The sequence below is a fragment of the Litoribacterium kuwaitense genome (assembly GCF_011058155.1).
GTDB lineage: Bacteria > Bacillota > Bacilli > Bacillales > DSM-28697 > Litoribacterium > Litoribacterium kuwaitense.
Genome location: NZ_JAALFC010000038.1, coordinates 14,972 through 32,235 on the forward strand (window position 1 = coordinate 14,972; position 17,264 = coordinate 32,235).

A 17,264-nucleotide genomic window follows, 5' to 3' on the forward strand; every position below is an offset into this window, starting at 1 on the left:
TTTCAGCGAGCGATAAACACAACATGAAGTAACGACCTGCCCTTTAAGCACTCGGCAGGTCTTTCCTTAGCTTTCTGTATTCACCTGGGCTCGTCCCATACATCTTGCGAAATATCCGCGCAAACGAATTCGCATTCACATAACCCACTTGTTCGCTAATATCAACAATCGGGTCACTCGTGGTTGTTAACAATTCCTCCGCTCTTTCCATCCGAATTCTAATGAGAAAATCAACAAACTTTTCACCAAATTCATCTTTAAATAGTTTACTAATGTATTTTCCCTTTAAGTCAAACACATCACTCAGGTGGTCGAGGGATAGCTCTTCTTTATCATAATGGCTTTCAATATACGCTTTGATTTCCGATAACACTTGGTGGTGGTTTCGCGATTGCCGATACGATACGAGCTGATCAGATAGGTCGGCTAAGTAAAGCAAAAGGTTGCTTTCCAGCTCGTCCACCGTGTCAAACCGCTCCAGCTGATCAACGAGCCCCGGCAGAGTATAATCATTCCACTGCTTCATTAGCTCCTGTGGAAACAAATGCTTTTCCCTTTCCAAATAGTACACAAAAAAATTCATGATGTTGACAAGCTCTTCTTTTCTCAGCTTTGTTTTTCTCATTTGCACAAACAGCTGACGATACTGCTCCCTCCAGTGGTTTGGACTTTTGCGGTAGGTTAAAACAACCTCATGAGCAAGCTTTAAATGGCTATAGATATCTACCTCTGTATGCGTTACATTTTCATAGCGTATGATCTGATCCCCTCCTTCAACCGCTTTATACGCTAACGCTTCTTCAGCCTCGCGATAACCCCTACGGAGATCTTCCGGAATGACAATCATTTTGCTATAACCAATGGTCACTGTGAATGAAGAAAAGGTGACGATTTGCTCCTTATATCTTTCCAAATAGGGGAGCGGATCCGTTTTGTCATCCAACCCTTGAGCAATGCCGACGAGACGACTTTCATTCGTCCATCCGCACCAAAGGATAGACACAATGCCACCTTTCATCTGCGAAGCTCGCTTTTCCATACTCGCTTTAAAATGCAATAAGTCTTGTTCTTCCATTTGCTCTTTCCAGCTCTTGTAACGGTCAATTTCCACCATAAATACAATGGACGGAGCAAACGATACTGGCAATTCAATGCTATTCATCTCCTCTTCCCAATCAGGAAATGGACCAATCTCTTTTAATATTTTCTCAAATGTATATTTTCGCCGAAGCAACAAAGCCTCCTCGCGCTCCTGAAGATACACATTGGATTGCGCCATCATTTGCTCTAGGGTGTAATTGATAAACGTAAATTCATTCGCATGCGAGTCGCTGTTTTGAGCGCCATTCGGGTCTTTTGCATAAGAGCGCACCTTGCCTACGAGCTGTTCTAATGGCTTATACGTTTTTTTCGTAATATAAATGATCCATAAAATACCGATGATCACGACAAAAATGGAAAGGAGCAACCACAAAAAATTAATTGAGTCAACAATGCGACTCATATTACTCTGTGTAAACCCACTTTCGATCGTTAACCCAGAATAATCAGATGTAAACGATGTTAACACTTCTCCCTGCTGTACTTTATCATTCTCCTGAAATAGGGCATTGCCTTCGCGATCCATTAAACGAATAAAGCTCACTTCAGAATCGTACATGTTTTGAATATCCGTTTCTAATTGCTTCGTACTCACATTAACGACGATAAATCCTTTTGTTTTCGTATAAAAAGGGACTTGCCGGACTAAAGAGATGACTTCATTTTCAAGCTGATTGGAAAACTCCTTGAATTTCCTCTCATTTGTCCATTGTGGTATTTGGTTAGTCATCACCGTTTGAATAAAAGAACGATCACCGTAGTCAGATAGCTTTGCTAACGTCGCTAGACTTAAAACCATCTCATCATGGGAGCGCAAAATATATGCTGAATCAATGATCGGGTAAGCAATTTTTAATTCTTGTAATGACTTGAGTGCCTCTAAATTTATCGGCACCTTTGCCGAATCTTCCTCATCCAGAAATTGTTGTAAATTTTTATTGACCAATGATTCACGTAATACCCGATGATCAATTTCTTTTAAGGTATTATCAATATACCGAAACGCTTGTCCAGCTAATGATTCATTGACTTTCAATGCTTCTTTTCGACTTTGCTCGTTTAACACTTGAAAAAACAGTAGAAATAAAACGACAATGATGATAAAAAAGGCCGGTGTATAACCCATTAGCATGCGACGAAACCACGTTCGGTTCATAACGTAACCCCTCCTTTCTAAAAGAAATACGCATGATTCTCATTTTGATGCCACGAGCTATAAAAAAATCCGAAAAATGGTTGTATACGCTTTCAATTTTCTGAGGAGCTACCACGCCTTTTAAAACCGCAAACTGACACTCATTGCAAGCGATTTTTGCTAGTCCCCTTTTAGCCAAGTGCAAATATCAAGCCTTTGCCTTTAACATCGTCGCTCAACTACGACAACCGCTTTAACGAAAGGACGTCTAGTGACCTAAAGAAGATTTTGTGTGCTACTTTCTCTTTCAAGGGAAAGTCTTTCATGGAATCGTTCACAACGGTGATGTTTACAGCAATTTCACATCAAGGTCTAAGAGAAACCCTGCTTTTGACCACAATGTCTCATGCATGTAAACAGCAATAAAACGCCACTTCTGTTTCCATTATAAATAGATTTGTGTCGTCTGAACAGTTAGATATTTAATTTTTCTAAATAAATTTACATAAATTCGGCTTTATATGACTGTTTACACTATGCGCATCCGCTTCTATTCATTTCACAACTCAAGTTTATCAGGCTTTTTTTCGTAAACCCCAACAAATATTGTAGAGCCAAAAAAACCACCCCTACTCCATGAATCGAGTAGGGGTTCTCTTACTGGTATTAACGATCATACGCTTCCTGGTAGATTTCAATATATCGATTCAGCTGTAATCCTTCAAATCCGCTGACATAATCATCCCAATCATTCTCGAAGTTTTTCGTTCCGGTGACAAACTGCGCTAAGTTTGTTTCGATATAATCGGCGATTGTCGTTTTCAATTGTGCCGCTTCATTCGAATTTTCCATGCTAATGTAGATGCCACTCGGATAGTTTTCTGTTGTTTCATATGGCTCATAGTTATTTTTCGTTTCTTGGTGAAGCCTCATCCCGTAACCATCCTTAGCAAGTGGATCTTCTGGGGCCGTAAAGGAGGCTCGGTACTCGAACGTCCGCAACGACGGACCGATCTGCTCCCAGCCATCGTTATGTGTTTGGGATTGCTCCTCAACAGGAATAGATGAATATTTCGCCTGTTCGCCATTATAATCGAGCTCGCCTTCTTCAGCCATCCGCCAACCTTTGCCTTCTGGACCATTTTCCTGTAATAAAATCGCTTCTTCTGTAAAGAGGAAATCGACAAGTCTCATCGCTGCGATTTGCTGCTGTTCGGTTGCTTTACTTGTTAACGCAAACTGACCGCTCGTGACACTCGCTTCAATATTTGCCTGTTGGACACCATCAGGACCGATTAATGGCGGGACTGTGACATAATCTTTATGGCGTGGTGTGTTATCATCTGGCGTTAACGCATAACTTAAAAGCGCCGTCGTCACCGAGCCCATAATATTATCGGGCTGGCGGTTCGCAATTTGGTTTACAGCATCCACATTTTGTGTGAAGGCTCCTTGATCGATAAGACCTTCTGAATATAGCTTATTCATAAATTTAAGGCCTTCTTTCCATTCTTCGGTGTCGGCAGCTAATGAGACCTCATCATCCCGAACGATCAAATACGTATCTCCATCATTATAAATAAATGGACTCATGAGATAGACAGCAAAATTCCCACCCCACATCGTCTCTTCTGTCGCAGCGGTAAGCGGAATCTCATCTGCTTCACCATTACCGTTCGGATCGTCCTCCTTAAAGGCTTTTAATACCGTATACAAGTCGTCCGTCGTCTTTGGGACATCCAGACCTAATTTATCAAGCCATTTTTTATTCATCCAATATTTATTTGGATACGTACAGTGATAACACTCATTCACCATTGGAACAGAATAAATATTTCCATCTGGTGTCTTCATAAAGCGCTCTAAATAGTCAATCTCTTCCATTGCTGCTTTAACATTCGGTGCGTATTCATCGATCAACTGATTTAAGGGTAGAAATACACCTTGCCCTCCATATCTCATCTGTTCTTCAGGTGTTAAGTTTCCGTGTAGAATGACCTCTGGATAATCTCCACTCGCCAGCATCAGCTGCTTTCGGTCATTTAAAGCTTCATTTGGCACAAGATCCCAATCAATCCGAATATTTGTTTGTTCCTCTAACCATTTTGTATACGTATTTGTTTCCATATCTTCAATCGTTGGATACTGTGGTGCAAACATACGCAACGTCATCGTTTCATCGACAATGGGTAATTCGCCAACTGGGTTGATCGTAACATCTTCTGTACTCTCGCTATTGGTCTCGTCTCCTGCTTCCTCTGCGTTATTACAAGCAACCAATAATAGCACCAAAACGAATAAGCTCATCAGCATCTGTTTTTTCTTTTTCAAATGAATAACCCTCCCCTTTTTATTGACCTTGCACTCTTCACCATCACACAAAAAATCACACATCCCCCCTTCCGAGTCTTAAAATCATCAGGACTTTAATGAGCCAATCATCACACCTTTAGTAAAATGCTTTTGTACAAATGGATAGATCAGCAGAACAGGTACGCTTGCGACGACAATCAACGCGTATTTTAGCTGCTCCCTGAGTCCAGCTAAAGCAAGCGCCTGATCCACATTGGACATCATTGTTGGATCAACTGAGTTTAAAACTAAAATTTCCCGGAGAATAATTTGCAATGGGAACAGGTCTGGATCTCTTAAGAAAATTAATGCTTGGAAATACGTATTCCAATGCCCTACTGCATACATCAATGCCATCACAGCAATAATTGGCTTTGATAAGGGCAAGACAACGCTCGTAATAAACCGCAGGTCACTACAGCCATCAATTTCCGCAGCTTCATATAAATCGTCCGGAATCGTCGTCTGAAAAAAGGTCCGAGCAATGATCACTTGAAACACAGCAACGGCTCCTGGCAATAGCATAGCCCATGGCGTATTCAGTAAGCCCAATGATTTTACGACCAAATAATATGGAATAAGTCCTCCATCAAATAACATCGTAAACACGAGGATTGCCATGACGAGACCACGACCATACAGCGTTTTGCGCGATAACGGATACGCCAGCATAATCGTCAAGACGACGTTGATGAACGTACCAACGACGGTATAAAACAAGGAGTTTCGAAAGCCAATGATAATATTTGGATTATCAAACACCGCTTGATACCCTGCGATTGAAAAATCAACCGGCCATAACCAGACTTCACCAGACACAACAGCACTTGGGTGACTTAAAGAAGAGCTGATAATATTGAGCAAAGGAAGCAAAATAACGAGCAAAACGATGAATAAAAACAAATACACTCCAGCTAAAAATAGACGATCTCCGTAAGACTCACGGATCGTATTCTGCTTCTGTTTAGCCATTTTTTCACCCCTTACCATAGACTGTTGTTTGAGACTCGTTTCGCAACGTGGTTAACGACAACAAGTAAAATAAGATTAATGATTGAGTTGAACAATCCGACGGCAGTCGAAAAGCTGAAGTTGGATTCTATCAAACCGACTTTATACACGTACGTAGAGATGACTTCCGACGTTGGAACATTCAATGGATTTTGCATTAAGTATATTTTTTCAAAGCCTATCGCCATCATGTTTCCAATATTCAAAATAAGAAGAATGACGGTCACTGGCAAAATGCTCGGCAAGTCGATGTTTATAATTTTTTGAAACCTTGAAGCGCCATCAATTTTCGCAGCCTCATACAATTCCGGGTTGACCCCTGCCAAGGCGGCTAAGTATATGATAGCCCCATAGCCTGTCGTCTGCCACACATCCGAGAGCACATAAATCGTCTTAAAAAGCGCTGGTTCTCCCATAAAATTTCTCGGATCTAAACCAAAAATACCGAGGAAATGATTTACAATCCCAGTATTTGGGGAAAGGGCAACAATTAAAATCGATACCATAATCACAGTGGAAATAAAATAGGGCGCATAGGTCACCATCTGAACCGACCTTTTAAATAATCCCTGCCGTACTTCGTTTAAAGCAAGAGCTAACAAAATAGGGGCCGGGAAGCCGACGGCAAGACCGTACAAACTAAGACCAAGCGTATTTTTAATAATAGTCCAAAAAATTGGCAAATTAAAAAATTGGATGAAATGGTCAAAACCGACCCACTCACTCCCCCACATCCCTTTTATGACGTTGTAATCTTTAAAGGCAATCACCGTTCCGAACATCGGAATATATTTGAACGTAATGATGAAGGCCAAAGGGATCGACAGCAATAGATAAAGCTGCCAATGCTTTTTCATGAACCGTTTGTTTCTTTTTCTTTTTTGCTGGCGGAGCGCTACATTTGTATCCTTTCGCTCAATCGCTTTTCCCATTGCCATGATATCCTCTCCTTTCTGCCCCTATTGTAAGGGTTTTCAATTTGAAGTTTGTGCGACTTAAATTTATGATAGCTTTTACATTCCTTTCCGACAACAAACCATTTTCTTACACTATTCTTTTCTCGAAAAACGGCTTTTTCGGTCTACGATAAAAGGATACTGCATTTTTCACCACCACTCTTTTTTCTCCACCCTGACGCTTCAGGGTATTCTGAACAGTAAGCTAATTCACAAAATAAAATCTACAGTTTATTTAAAAAGTATAAATTTACAAAATCCGATAATTAGCGTAAGATGCATATGTAAATGAAAGCCCATACATAAGCGATATGTCGATGATGTAACAAGACCTTGAGAAATCAGTACAGCTAGATGCTTGTGCCAAAGACTTGCCTTAAATGCTCTCCTCGCCCGCCGGCGTATCATTGAGCGTACTTAAAATGATTGAATGGGGGAAAGTAAATGTCTGACCAAAATGCCAATGTCGAAGAAAAAGACGTTGAACAAGGTGTTCACAGTTTCAGCAGCGAGGATAAGTGGGTTAAGCCCGAAGATCCTGCCCTTTTAGAACAAATCGAATGGTTTAAAGACCAAAAGCTTGGTTTTATGATGCACTGGGGACCGTATTCTCAATTGGGACTGGTCGAATCGTGGGCGTTAAGTGATCATGATGCTGATTGGTCACGTGAGGACGTCGATTGGGAATCCGATCCTGAGGTATTTAAACAGCAATATTTTGATTTAAACAAAAGCTTTAACCCGATTCGCTTCCAACCAGACGAATGGGCCGAACTTGCACAAGAAGGCGGCTTTAAGTACTTTTTATTTACAACGAAACACCACGATGGCTTTTGTATGTGGGATACAAAAACGACAGATTATAAAGTGACCGACCCGAGCTGCCCTTTCCACACCCATAAAAATGCGGATATTGTAAAGCACGCTTTCGATGCCTTCCGAGCAAAAGGTTTGCCGATTGCTGCCTATTTTTCAAAAGCCGATTGGCACACGCCGACCTACTGGGCGCCAAACATGGAACGCGGTTCACACATGTGGCGCGGACCGTCATATGACCCAGAGAAGCATCCAGAATTGTGGGAGGAATTTGTCAAATTCACCCACGAACAAATGATGGAGCTGTTAACCGATTATGGGAGAATCGAAGTGTTGTGGCTCGATGCCGGATGGGTCTCACCGAGAAGCAAACAAGATATTCGTCTTGGAGAACTTGTCGAAAAAGCACGTGAGCAGCAACCATGGCTACTTTCCGCGGATCGCCTCATTGGCGGCCCTTACGAGAATATCATTACACCAGAACAAGCCGTTCCTGCCAAGCCAATGGATGTTCCATGGGAAAGCTGTATTACGATGGGATCTGCCTTCTCATTCCGCTATGAAGACGATTACAAGCCGACGAGAGAGCTGATTCATCTCCTCATAGAAGTCATTTCAAAAGGCGGAAATCTTGCCTTAAATGTCGCCGCCCAGCCTGATGGCCGGCTTCCACGCGGTGCGGTAGAGCGCATGAAAGAAATGGGCGCCTGGTTGAACGTTCACGGAGAAGCAGTCTATGGCACGAGAATGTGTGCCCCACACTACCTAGGAAATATTGCATTTACTAGAAAAGAAGACACGGTATACTGTTTTTATATGTACGACGCCGAAGATAGCGACGTAAGACGTAATATCTCCATACCCTATCCAGAAAAAGTCAATCGGGTCGATATTGTTGGCGGACCAGAAGACCTTCCATTTACACAAACTGATGAAGGAATACAATTGAGCTTACCTGATTCCGAGTTAAGCTTACTGGCACCGATTGCCCACGTATTTCGCTTGAGATAAGGGGCCTGATAATGTAAGTGCCTCCAGAGTGTAGACATAAATTTGTCTGCACTCTTTTTCGTATTTACATTTGCAGCTCACTAGTTTTTAGCGTACGAAGACGAGATAAGGCTGGATATCCAACGAACTGCCCGGCGACTACGATACAGCTGATCATGATAACCGAGCTTTACACTATATATGAGCACATTAAAAGGTTTTTTCTAACATTCACACCACTGCTTTTTTCTCTAAGCAAACGTAAAATTCGATTGCTCCCCTCTTGACCTTAACGTAACGTCAACGTTTATCCTATTGATTGAAGGAGGTTTTCACTTGGAATATACCGTAAAGATGCTTGCCAAAATGGCCGGTGTTAGCACACGCACACTTCGTTATTACGATGAAATCGACCTTTTGCGGCCGGCTCGCGTGAATGCATCCGGCTATAGGATTTACGGCACCGAGCAAGTCGATCGCCTGCAGCAAATCCTTTTTTACAAAGAGCTCGGCGTCGACTTAGAGCACATTAAACGCATTGTAACCGATCCATCATTTAATGCCCTGCACGCCTTGCATGAACACAAAAAACACCTACAGCAAAAGCATGACCGGTTGAACGCGCTCCTTGCAAGTGTTCAGCAAGCAATTGACTTAACAGAAAGGGGAATTCCTATGGAGGATCAAGAAAAATTTGCGGCTTTTAAACATGAACAAATCACCGAAAACGAACGCCTTTATGGTAAAGAGTTGAGAGAAGCTTACGGAGAAAAAACAATTAAAGCCTCCAATAAGCTGTTTAAAAGCATGACCATTGAGCAATACGATGCCTTTAAGCGCCTCGAACAAGAGGTACTAGACACACTACAAGAAGCCTATCAAACTGGTGATCCTACAAGTGCGGCGGCGCAAAAAACAGCCGCTTTACACAAGGAATGGCTTAGCTACACATGGCCGACCTATTCGCCAGAAGCCCATGCAGGACTTGTACAAATGTACGTTGACGACCCACGCTTCTCGGCTTACTACGACAAGCACCAGCCAGGAACCGCCGCTTTCTTAAGGGACGCCGTACTCTTTTTCACAGGACAAAATGATTCATAGTTGATCGGGTTGCGAACTCGCCATGACGGTATATGTCGCGACCCTTTTGCGAAAAGCTGACCACGTCAATAAGCCAGATCCTTTACTTTTGGATCTAGCTTCTTAATCTTTTTCAACTTGTATTTGATTGGTTTCTTTGTCAGAATGCACCAATTTTTTTGCCAATTTTCGTTTAATGACTAAACCGACCAGAAGAACTGGTACAGCGATGATAAAGATATACAGAGATACATCTTTAACCATGTGCTCGGCCGTTTGACCATACATAAAAAACAACGTACCAACGGCATAAAATTTAACAGCTCGCCCCACCGCAGCAAAAACAATGAGTTTCCAGAGCGGAAATTTCAAAAAGCCCGATAGAATGGTAAATACTTTAAAAGGAATGGGGGTAAATGCCCCAATCATAACGGCGGCCTCGCCATTTTTGCGAAACATATGATTTGCCTGAACAATCCATTTCTTTTTTAATATCTTTTCTAATACACCTTTTCCAAGACCACGGCCAATCCAATAGCCAAAAGGCGTGCCGATGAGGCATGCGATATAGCCTGCAGTCGCTAGCCACAGCGCCTGAGAAGGATTTAATATACTTAAAGACACTTGCGTAAAAAACGCAGGTATCGGAAAAATGACCGCATCTAAAAACGAGTGAACGATTAGCCCCCAGATGCCGAATTCCATTAAAAAGTCTAAAAAAGCTTGAAACATACGCGCGTTTCCCTCGTTTTTTGACGTCATTACTTTCTTTTATGGTACCACTGCCACCCTAAATTCACAACGCAGACGTTACTCAACCTACAAGAAAAAGTACGGCGTAGCGCACGTTCTCCGTCACCTGTTGTCTTTCTCGATTCTCTCATGAACTACTGAAATTCTATTCGCGTCTTCGCTCGCCTCCGTGTCTAAGCCGACAAGTGTTTTCAAGCTACGCCGAAAAATGAAAGGCTCAAAAATATGACCTTGTCTACACTGAAAGTGCGGCACGATACCTCACGACACACGCTAAAAAGCCCGGCAGTGATCATTCGCTGCCGGGCTCTACTCTATAATCATCTTATTCTTTTAAGGAACCAATCAGTACGCCTTTGACGAAAAAACGTTGCAGAAAAGGATACAAGAATAGAATTGGAATCGTGGCGACAATAATGGTCGCATATTTGATCGTTTCTCCAATAATAAAGCGATCCCCAGCGACAACACCCTGCATCATGCCGTCAGTACTATTTTCAATTAAAATCTCCCGCAGGATAAGCTGTAAAGGAAATAATTCACGATCACGCAAATATATCATAGCGTTAAAGTATTGATTCCAATGCCCTACCGCATAAAAAAGCGTGATGACCGCTAAAACTGGTAATGAGAGCGGAATAATGATCCTGAAGAAGATCGTAAAATCATTTGCCCCATCAATGCGTGCGGACTCTTCCAAGCTATCTGGGATGCCTTGAAACGACGTCCGCATAATAATAAGGTTCCAGGCACTGATCGCCGTCGGCAAAATCATCGCCCACCTTGTGTCCAGCAGTCCCAAATCCCCGATGAGTAAGTACGTTGGGATAAGACCACCAGAGAAGAACATCGTAAAGACGATCATCAACATAATTGGTTTAGCCAGCATCACTTTTTTGCGCGATAACCCATACGCTGCCATTGCCGTCAAAAACATGTTGATGACTGTTCCAACAATCACATAGAACAATGTGTTGCTATAGCTAATCAAAAGCATCGGGTTATCAAACACCATCTTATATGCCTCAACAGAAAACCCTAATGGAAATAACAGAAAGCCACGATGTTGCGAAAATTGCGACGGATCACTTACTGACGCAAAAAGAACGTACAAAAAGGGATACAGCGTCGCAAACATTAGAACGATCATAAAGCACGCGTTAAAGATATCAAACATTTTTTCGCCTCTGCTTCGTCTCACAAATAGCCCTCCTTCACCATAGACTGCTGTCGGTAATTTTCCGGCTCATCGCGTTCGCACCGATCAGAAGCGCAAAATTAATCACTGCATTAAAGAGTCCGACAGCCGCACTATAGCTAAAGTCAGCTTCGAGAATCCCTTTTCGATAAACGTAGGTGGAGATCACGTCAGCGGTCTCATAGGTCATCGGATTGTACATGAGAATAATCTTCTCATAGCCGATGGTCATCATATTCCCCATTTGCAAAATAAATAGAATGACGATCGTCGGCAGAATGCCTGGAATCGTCACATGAATGGCTTGTCGAAAACGTCCAGCACCATCCATGCGCGCCGCCTCATACAATTGCGGCTGGACATTGGCCATTGCCGCTAGATAAATAATCGAACCCCAACCAATCCCTTGCCAAATGCCCGAACCGACATAGATCGTTCGAAACCATTCCGCCTCTTGTAAAAAGGACACTGGCTCGAGACCGATAAAAGCGATCAATTGGTTGACTAAACCATCCTTTGACGTAAAATCGACGATCATCCCAACGACGACGACCACCGAAATAAAGTGAGGTAAATACGTAACCGTTTGAATGGTTCGCTTAAATGCCATACGCCGCACTTCATTGAGCAATAATGCCAATAAAATAGGTGCGGGGAAGGCAAAAAGCAACTCGTAGATACTAATTAAGAGCGTATTGCGAATGAGCGTCCAAAAGTAATAGCCGTTGAAAAACTCGATAAAATGATTGAAGCCGGTCCACGGACTGCTCCAAATACCAACCGCTGTACTGTAATCTTTAAAAGCGATTTGCAGACCGTACATCGGAAAGTAATGAAATATGACGTAGTACAGAACGGCTGGCAGAACCATAATGTAAATATAGCGGTTTCTTTTGAGGTCTTGACCAAGCCTATACCAATAGCTCTGTCTCGCAAACTGTGTACTCTCGGCTTTTTTCGTTACAGCCGTTCGACCCATGAGACTCCCTCCTCTCTATGGCAACATCAACGCTCGTTAAAGCGATTAAGTGCAGCCTGATTAATTTCAATCGCACGTTCTATGCCCATCCCTTTCAATGTCTCAACATAATCATCAAAACCATCAAGCGGCTCTTCACCCATAATAAATTTATTCACCATGGTTTCCCTGTACGTGTTCACATCATTTAAAATTGATGACAGCTCACCGCTTTCTTCTTCCGTCGGCGAAATGTGCGGCATCACTTTGTCGTGTTTGCCTTCACCCCAAATGACGATCGCTTCTTGCTGTTCTGGCATTTGCATATATTGTTCAATATAGCGGACATCTTGGACAAATGGCCCGTTGTACCCTGCTCTTACGTACTGACCAAGCGCCTGAACCATAGGAAGCCCATCTGGATTGTCGGTAATTGTTTTTGTATACGTCGGATAGTCATCTTCCATCGTATAGCTCTCGCCTTCAACACCGAAGTTAAAGAGCATATGCCCTTCTTCGCCGTAGTTGTAATCGAGCCATTCGATCGTTTCTTCGATCTGTTGATTGGAGGTCGTAATCGCTGCACCTATCCCGTTATACGCATGGTCTTTATGCGCAAAATCAGGCACCTCACCCTTTTCCAATGATGGGTAACGAACGGGCGCTAAATGAAAGTTTGGATCGCCTTTCATCAGCGTCATATAATGGCCTATTCCAGACCCACCGTACGATATAAATGAGCCAAGCTGATTTCCCGTAACCTTCGCATCACGCAGCTTTGAATCCGTAGCAACAAAGTCAGGATCAATCAAACCTTCTTCATACCATTGGTTCATCAGTGTCAAAAATTCTTTAAACTCCGGCTCGATCGGCCCGTAATGCACCTCGTTATCCTCATGGTAAAATCCAGGTATCACGCCAAACGCCCCAACAAATGCGTTCGATGCTAAATCTGGCAAAAGCGGAATTTCATCTGCCTCCCCGTTGCCGTTTGGATCTTCATTTTTAAAAGCTGTCAATACTTCATGCCACTCATCGATCGTCTCTGGTCGCTCAAGCCCTAAATCATCTAGCCAGTCTTGTCGAATAATTGGTCCAAAAAACGTCAGAAGTTTCTCATCACCGCGTAAAAACGGAAATTGGTATATCCCTCCATCATCCGCAGATATCTGTTTTCTCCACTCCGGATTTTCCTCTAATACAGCAGAAAGATTTGGCGCATGCTCATCTAAGTAATCATTTAAGCGCACGAGCTTCTTTTCATTGGCATATTTTGTAATGCCACCTGGAACACCCGTCCATAACCATTCAATGACATCTGGCAAATCTCCTGAAGCCATCATTAAGTTAAACTGCTGGTTGACATCGCCACCAACCGGTGGGTGCTCAAAGTCAACTTTGACGCCTGTCCGCTTTTCCAACTCTTGATATGCAGCGACATCATTTAACGTCGTTAAATTCGCGGCTACCGCCGTATTCAGTGAATTAAAATAAGTGATTTCTAAAGCACCTTCTTCAGCTCCCTCTCCACTTTCTGTCTCACTTGTCGCCTCATCACTTTGACAGCCGGATAAGATGACAATAGTCAAAAGAAGCAGGCTAGACACCCATGACAGCGCTTTCTTTTCCATGTGCATTTCCCCCTTTTTTCTTCAATGCTCTCTCACGGAAAGCTATAGCTATCATGACACAATTTCAAAAAATCTGACTATAGACAGTTTGCAATATGCACTGTCCAAATACAGAATGACTGCCTATTCTCCTTCTCGTCGACGCTTCTTAACGACAGGCGCTCCTTTATACTGTCCAGGCGTTACACCTTCATACTTCTTAAACAGTCTGATTAAACCTATATCATTCGCATATCCCACTGCCTCCGCCACTTCCCCAACTGTTTTATCAGAATAAAGCAGCAAAGATTTTGCATGCGCTAAACGAACACGAGCAATATGTTCTTTTAAAGGTTGACCATGAAATTGCTTAAACAATGAAGATAAATATTGGGGGCTTAAACCGACCCAATCCGCGATACTTGCCACATTTAAATTAGGGTCACTATACTGTTCAGCAACATAACGCTTCACATTCTCATAAAGAACACGATGCTGCCCACTTAATTGCTGTTTCACTTCTTCACATATTAAGGTGCAATATGATTTTACTTCGTCAAAAACATCTTCAGCCGTTTTACATTTAGAGATGTGCTGTAAAATTTCCTGCGGCCATGGTTCGATTCTAACTGTCAGACGATTAAAAACTTTCAGTAATGTACTCGTAAGATTGAATGCTAAACACCGACCTATTTCCAGGGAAATATTACGATCTTCAAAATTAATTGAAAAAATCTCATCAAGCAATTGTAGCGACGCTGACGTATTTCCCGTCATAATCGTATTCATCAATTGTTCCTCAACATCCATAGGGTAATAATAATGAGGCTCTGTGTCCTTGATTTCTTGAAAAAATGTTATTGCCTGACGACCACGGATAAATTGATACTCTAGCGCTTGCAATGCTTCTTGATAGGCGGTCCGAATGGCGTCATTTCGGTTGTGAAGCATTCCAACACCGATCGTCACATCAAGCTCAAAGGCTTCTTTCATCGTTTTTCGACAAGACTTTGATATATGTTCGATCCTGTCTCTCCAACCGTCGTTAGGTTTTTTGGAAAAATTAAACAGCAAAGCATACCGGTCTCTTTCGATACTTGCGACATAAGCGTACCCGCCCAATTCGCGAAAAGCTTCTTCAAAAACATTTGTCATCACGAACTGAACGAGCTGCCAATGGGTATAGCTGAGTTCTTCTTGCGGAGGATTCCTATCCTCTACGTCCATCACGAGCACAATAATATACGGAGACACAAGCTTTAATTCAGATGCGCCTTTTTTTGGCACAGCAATCCCCTTTAACAATTGCCTTAGTGACACTTCTCGAACGCTCGGCGCCTGAATGTGCACCTGCTGCCGCAAATCCTTCTCTTTATCCCATAATTCCTCAATATGATTAGAAATCATCTGGTATTCATTGACTCCGCGTTTTGTCCCCTGGAAATGCTTAAACAATGAACCCGCTAGCTCTCGAAGCGGGCGGTAATGTCGCAGGGACAGATAATAAGATAAAAGCAAACCAATCAGTACACAAATCGCCAGAAAAAGGAGTGCGGTCTTTTGAATTTCACGAAGCTGAGCGGTATAGACCGTCTTCGGAACTGCCGAAACATACGTCCACCCATTGTTATCCGCTTTCGCATAAGACAGCATATGAGAAGAATTTTTTAGCGACGTCTGAATGACACCCGACTGCCCTTTCATTTTTTGTACAGTTTTCGTAGACAAATGATCTAAATCTCCTGATTTCATAATTAAGCGGTTTTGATCATCAAAAATATACACTGTCCCATGATTCGCAGTTTCGATCGTTTCCAATAAACTTCCTATCTTCTCTTTATATAATAGAACACCTAAAATCGCTTTTGGCTCCGATGAACCATATGGAAGTTTTTGTAAAAAAGGAATGACCTCTTCAGCATCAGCATATGGACTTTTTACAGTTTGGGCTGGTAAATACTCGCTTATAGGGATCGGCTCAGCTAACCACTCTTTGTACTCGTTCAAAGATTTACTTGGAAATCCATAGTATGAAAGAAAAAAAACATCAGACGTCGTTTTAATTGTTGGCGTAACAATGTAATTATTATTTTTAAAATAGACAAAAAAATCTTTAACAAACGGATTCGTATCTAACGTACGTAACTCTTGACTAAACGCAATATAAGGGTAGGTCTTGTTTTCATACGCTCCGAGTAAGGGCTGGAGCGCTGGATGAAAAGCGACCTGTAAAGCCAGCTGGTCTACTTCATTTAAACGCTGATCCATCACTTGCTGAATTTGTTTAAGCATTGCTAGATTTGCCCGACTGCTTAATGTGCGAATGCTTTGTTCCATCCGCTGATACAATATCGTTTCAAACGTAACAGGCACGATGAAGATTAGAAGAAAGGACATAAATAACGCAATAAATACGCTTGAACGACTATTGAAAAACTTCAAATGCCCACCCCTCCCTTGTTGTAAAAAGAAGTTTTCTATTTAAATTTTTCTATTATTTTAACTCTATTTTTAACGAAGAGGCATCTTTCATTCTATGTTACATGTTATAATCTACTAAAAAATATGATTATTTTGTTTTTTATACATTGGTATATAAGGAGTGTTCACACGAATGGAGCCCTCAAAACACATCGTTGCAGTGTCTGCTGTCGTTACAAATGAACAAGGGGAGATTTTATTGGTAAAGACTCATCACCGTTCTGAAACTTGGGAGCCGCCAGGAGGACAAGTAGAAGAAGGAGAACCTTTGGACAAAGCGGTTCAGAGAGAAATCCTTGAAGAGACAGGGATTGTCATCAGACCTGTTGGTATCACAGGTGTGTATTATAATACAACAAAAACATTCTATCAGTCGTATTTAAGACAACTTATGAAAGTGGAGAAGTGAACATTCAGCCTGAAGAAATTAAAGAAGCTGCGTTTATCGTTTTCTGACAGAAGACGCCCACTTCAAGGAATGTTAGGAGGTTGTCCAATGAGTAAGTGGGAGATGAATGTCGGTTAGGCGTCAGCCCAAAAGTTGTTTCTTTTTTGTGCTATGATATCATGAGTCTAATATAAAAGAAAAGCTGAGATTTCGATGAAAATAGATGGTCATAATCATCAGTGTTTTTGATGTACTACCACCTTGTATTCGTTGTTAAATACCGTAGAAAAGTCTTTGACGACGACATGTCTGACTATGCAAAAGATATGTTTGTAAAGTGAGGTGAAAAGCAATGTTGGTCAACAAAGCATACAAATTTCGTATTTACCCAAACAAAGAACAAGAAATCTTAATCGCAAAGACGATTGGTTG

General features: G+C 42.0%; 12 protein-coding genes and 2 pseudogenes. 5 read left to right on the forward strand and 9 right to left on the reverse strand.

The window, feature by feature from the left end; translation table 11 throughout:
• Positions 1-43: 43 nt before the first annotated feature.
• From G4V62_RS15510 to G4V62_RS15525, 4 genes are all read right to left on the reverse strand, one after another.
• Positions 44-2,257, reverse strand: coding sequence for a helix-turn-helix domain-containing protein (locus tag G4V62_RS15510; RefSeq protein WP_165203772.1), 2,214 nt, complete (start codon positions 2,255-2,257; stop codon positions 44-46).
• A gap of 645 nt (positions 2,258-2,902) precedes the next feature.
• Positions 2,903-4,567 carry an extracellular solute-binding protein gene (locus G4V62_RS15515; RefSeq protein ID WP_312855510.1) on the reverse strand — a complete coding sequence of 555 codons (1,665 nt, stop codon included), beginning with the start codon at positions 4,565-4,567 and terminating at the stop codon, positions 2,903-2,905.
• Between the two features lie 87 nt (positions 4,568-4,654).
• Positions 4,655-5,560, reverse strand: a complete 906-nt coding sequence (locus tag G4V62_RS15520) for a carbohydrate ABC transporter permease (RefSeq protein ID WP_165203774.1) — start codon at positions 5,558-5,560, stop codon at positions 4,655-4,657.
• A gap of 11 nt (positions 5,561-5,571) precedes the next feature.
• Positions 5,572-6,537 (reverse strand): ABC transporter permease, encoded by a 966-nt coding sequence (locus tag G4V62_RS15525; protein WP_165203776.1) that lies wholly within the window; start codon positions 6,535-6,537, stop codon positions 5,572-5,574.
• 462 nt (positions 6,538-6,999) lie between these two features.
• Here G4V62_RS15525 and G4V62_RS15530 point away from each other — a divergent pair, with 462 nt between their 5' ends.
• Together G4V62_RS15530 and G4V62_RS15535 are read left to right on the forward strand one after the other, a co-directional pair.
• Positions 7,000-8,382 (forward strand): alpha-L-fucosidase, encoded by a 1,383-nt coding sequence (locus G4V62_RS15530; protein WP_165203778.1) that lies wholly within the window; start codon positions 7,000-7,002, stop codon positions 8,380-8,382.
• Between the two features lie 315 nt (positions 8,383-8,697).
• Entirely contained in the window at positions 8,698-9,465 is a 768-nt protein-coding gene (locus G4V62_RS15535; protein ID WP_165203780.1) for a MerR family transcriptional regulator, read from the forward strand.
• A gap of 102 nt (positions 9,466-9,567) precedes the next feature.
• On the opposite strand, the gene G4V62_RS15540 is transcribed toward G4V62_RS15535, so the two are convergent.
• The 5 genes from G4V62_RS15540 to G4V62_RS15560 all read right to left on the reverse strand — a co-directional run bounded on the left by G4V62_RS15540 (position 9,568) and on the right by G4V62_RS15560 (position 16,405).
• A complete protein-coding gene (locus G4V62_RS15540) occupies positions 9,568-10,176 on the reverse strand; it encodes a YqaA family protein (RefSeq protein ID WP_165203782.1) in 609 nt (202 codons plus the stop codon).
• A 346-nt stretch (positions 10,177-10,522) separates the two neighbouring features.
• On the reverse strand, positions 10,523-11,374 hold the full coding sequence (locus G4V62_RS15545) for a carbohydrate ABC transporter permease (RefSeq protein ID WP_165203798.1): 852 nt from the start codon (positions 11,372-11,374) through the stop codon (positions 10,523-10,525).
• 37 nt (positions 11,375-11,411) lie between these two features.
• Positions 11,412-12,374 carry an ABC transporter permease gene (locus tag G4V62_RS15550; RefSeq protein WP_165203784.1) on the reverse strand — a complete coding sequence of 321 codons (963 nt, stop codon included), beginning with the start codon at positions 12,372-12,374 and terminating at the stop codon, positions 11,412-11,414.
• Positions 12,375-12,400: 26 nt separating this feature from the next.
• Positions 12,401-13,984 (reverse strand): extracellular solute-binding protein, encoded by a 1,584-nt coding sequence (locus tag G4V62_RS15555; RefSeq protein WP_165203786.1) that lies wholly within the window; start codon positions 13,982-13,984, stop codon positions 12,401-12,403.
• Positions 13,985-14,107: 123 nt separating this feature from the next.
• Positions 14,108-16,405, reverse strand: coding sequence for a helix-turn-helix domain-containing protein (locus G4V62_RS15560; RefSeq protein ID WP_165203788.1), 2,298 nt, complete (start codon positions 16,403-16,405; stop codon positions 14,108-14,110).
• Positions 16,406-16,577: 172 nt separating this feature from the next.
• Between G4V62_RS15560 and G4V62_RS15565 the strand changes: the two are divergent.
• From G4V62_RS15565 to G4V62_RS15575, 3 genes and pseudogenes are all read left to right on the forward strand, one after another.
• A pseudogene (locus G4V62_RS15565) lies at positions 16,578-16,891 on the forward strand (NUDIX hydrolase); the annotation flags it as partial.
• A 154-nt stretch (positions 16,892-17,045) separates the two neighbouring features.
• A pseudogene (locus G4V62_RS15570) lies at positions 17,046-17,170 on the forward strand (transposase); the annotation flags it as partial.
• A 14-nt stretch (positions 17,171-17,184) separates the two neighbouring features.
• Positions 17,185-17,264: helix-turn-helix domain-containing protein (locus G4V62_RS15575; RefSeq protein ID WP_165200081.1), on the forward strand; the 80-nt coding region annotated here is incomplete at its 3' end.

What these genes read in the sequence shown, in the direction of transcription:
- G4V62_RS15545 (WP_165203798.1), bottom strand. Translation starts at nt 11,374, where the DNA reads ATGTTTGATATCTTTAACGCGTGCTTTATGATCGTTCTAATGTTTGCG.
- G4V62_RS15550 (WP_165203784.1), bottom strand. Translation starts at nt 12,374, where the DNA reads ATGGGTCGAACGGCTGTAACGAAAAAAGCCGAGAGTACACAGTTTGCG.
- G4V62_RS15540 (WP_165203782.1), bottom strand. Translation starts at nt 10,176, where the DNA reads ATGTTTCAAGCTTTTTTAGACTTTTTAATGGAATTCGGCATCTGGGGG.
- G4V62_RS15530 (WP_165203778.1), top strand. Translation starts at nt 7,000, where the DNA reads ATGTCTGACCAAAATGCCAATGTCGAAGAAAAAGACGTTGAACAAGGT.
- G4V62_RS15525 (WP_165203776.1), bottom strand. Translation starts at nt 6,537, where the DNA reads ATGGCAATGGGAAAAGCGATTGAGCGAAAGGATACAAATGTAGCGCTC.
- G4V62_RS15555 (WP_165203786.1), bottom strand. Translation starts at nt 13,984, where the DNA reads ATGGAAAAGAAAGCGCTGTCATGGGTGTCTAGCCTGCTTCTTTTGACT.
- G4V62_RS15510 (WP_165203772.1), bottom strand. Translation starts at nt 2,257, where the DNA reads ATGAACCGAACGTGGTTTCGTCGCATGCTAATGGGTTATACACCGGCC.
- G4V62_RS15520 (WP_165203774.1), bottom strand. Translation starts at nt 5,560, where the DNA reads ATGGCTAAACAGAAGCAGAATACGATCCGTGAGTCTTACGGAGATCGT.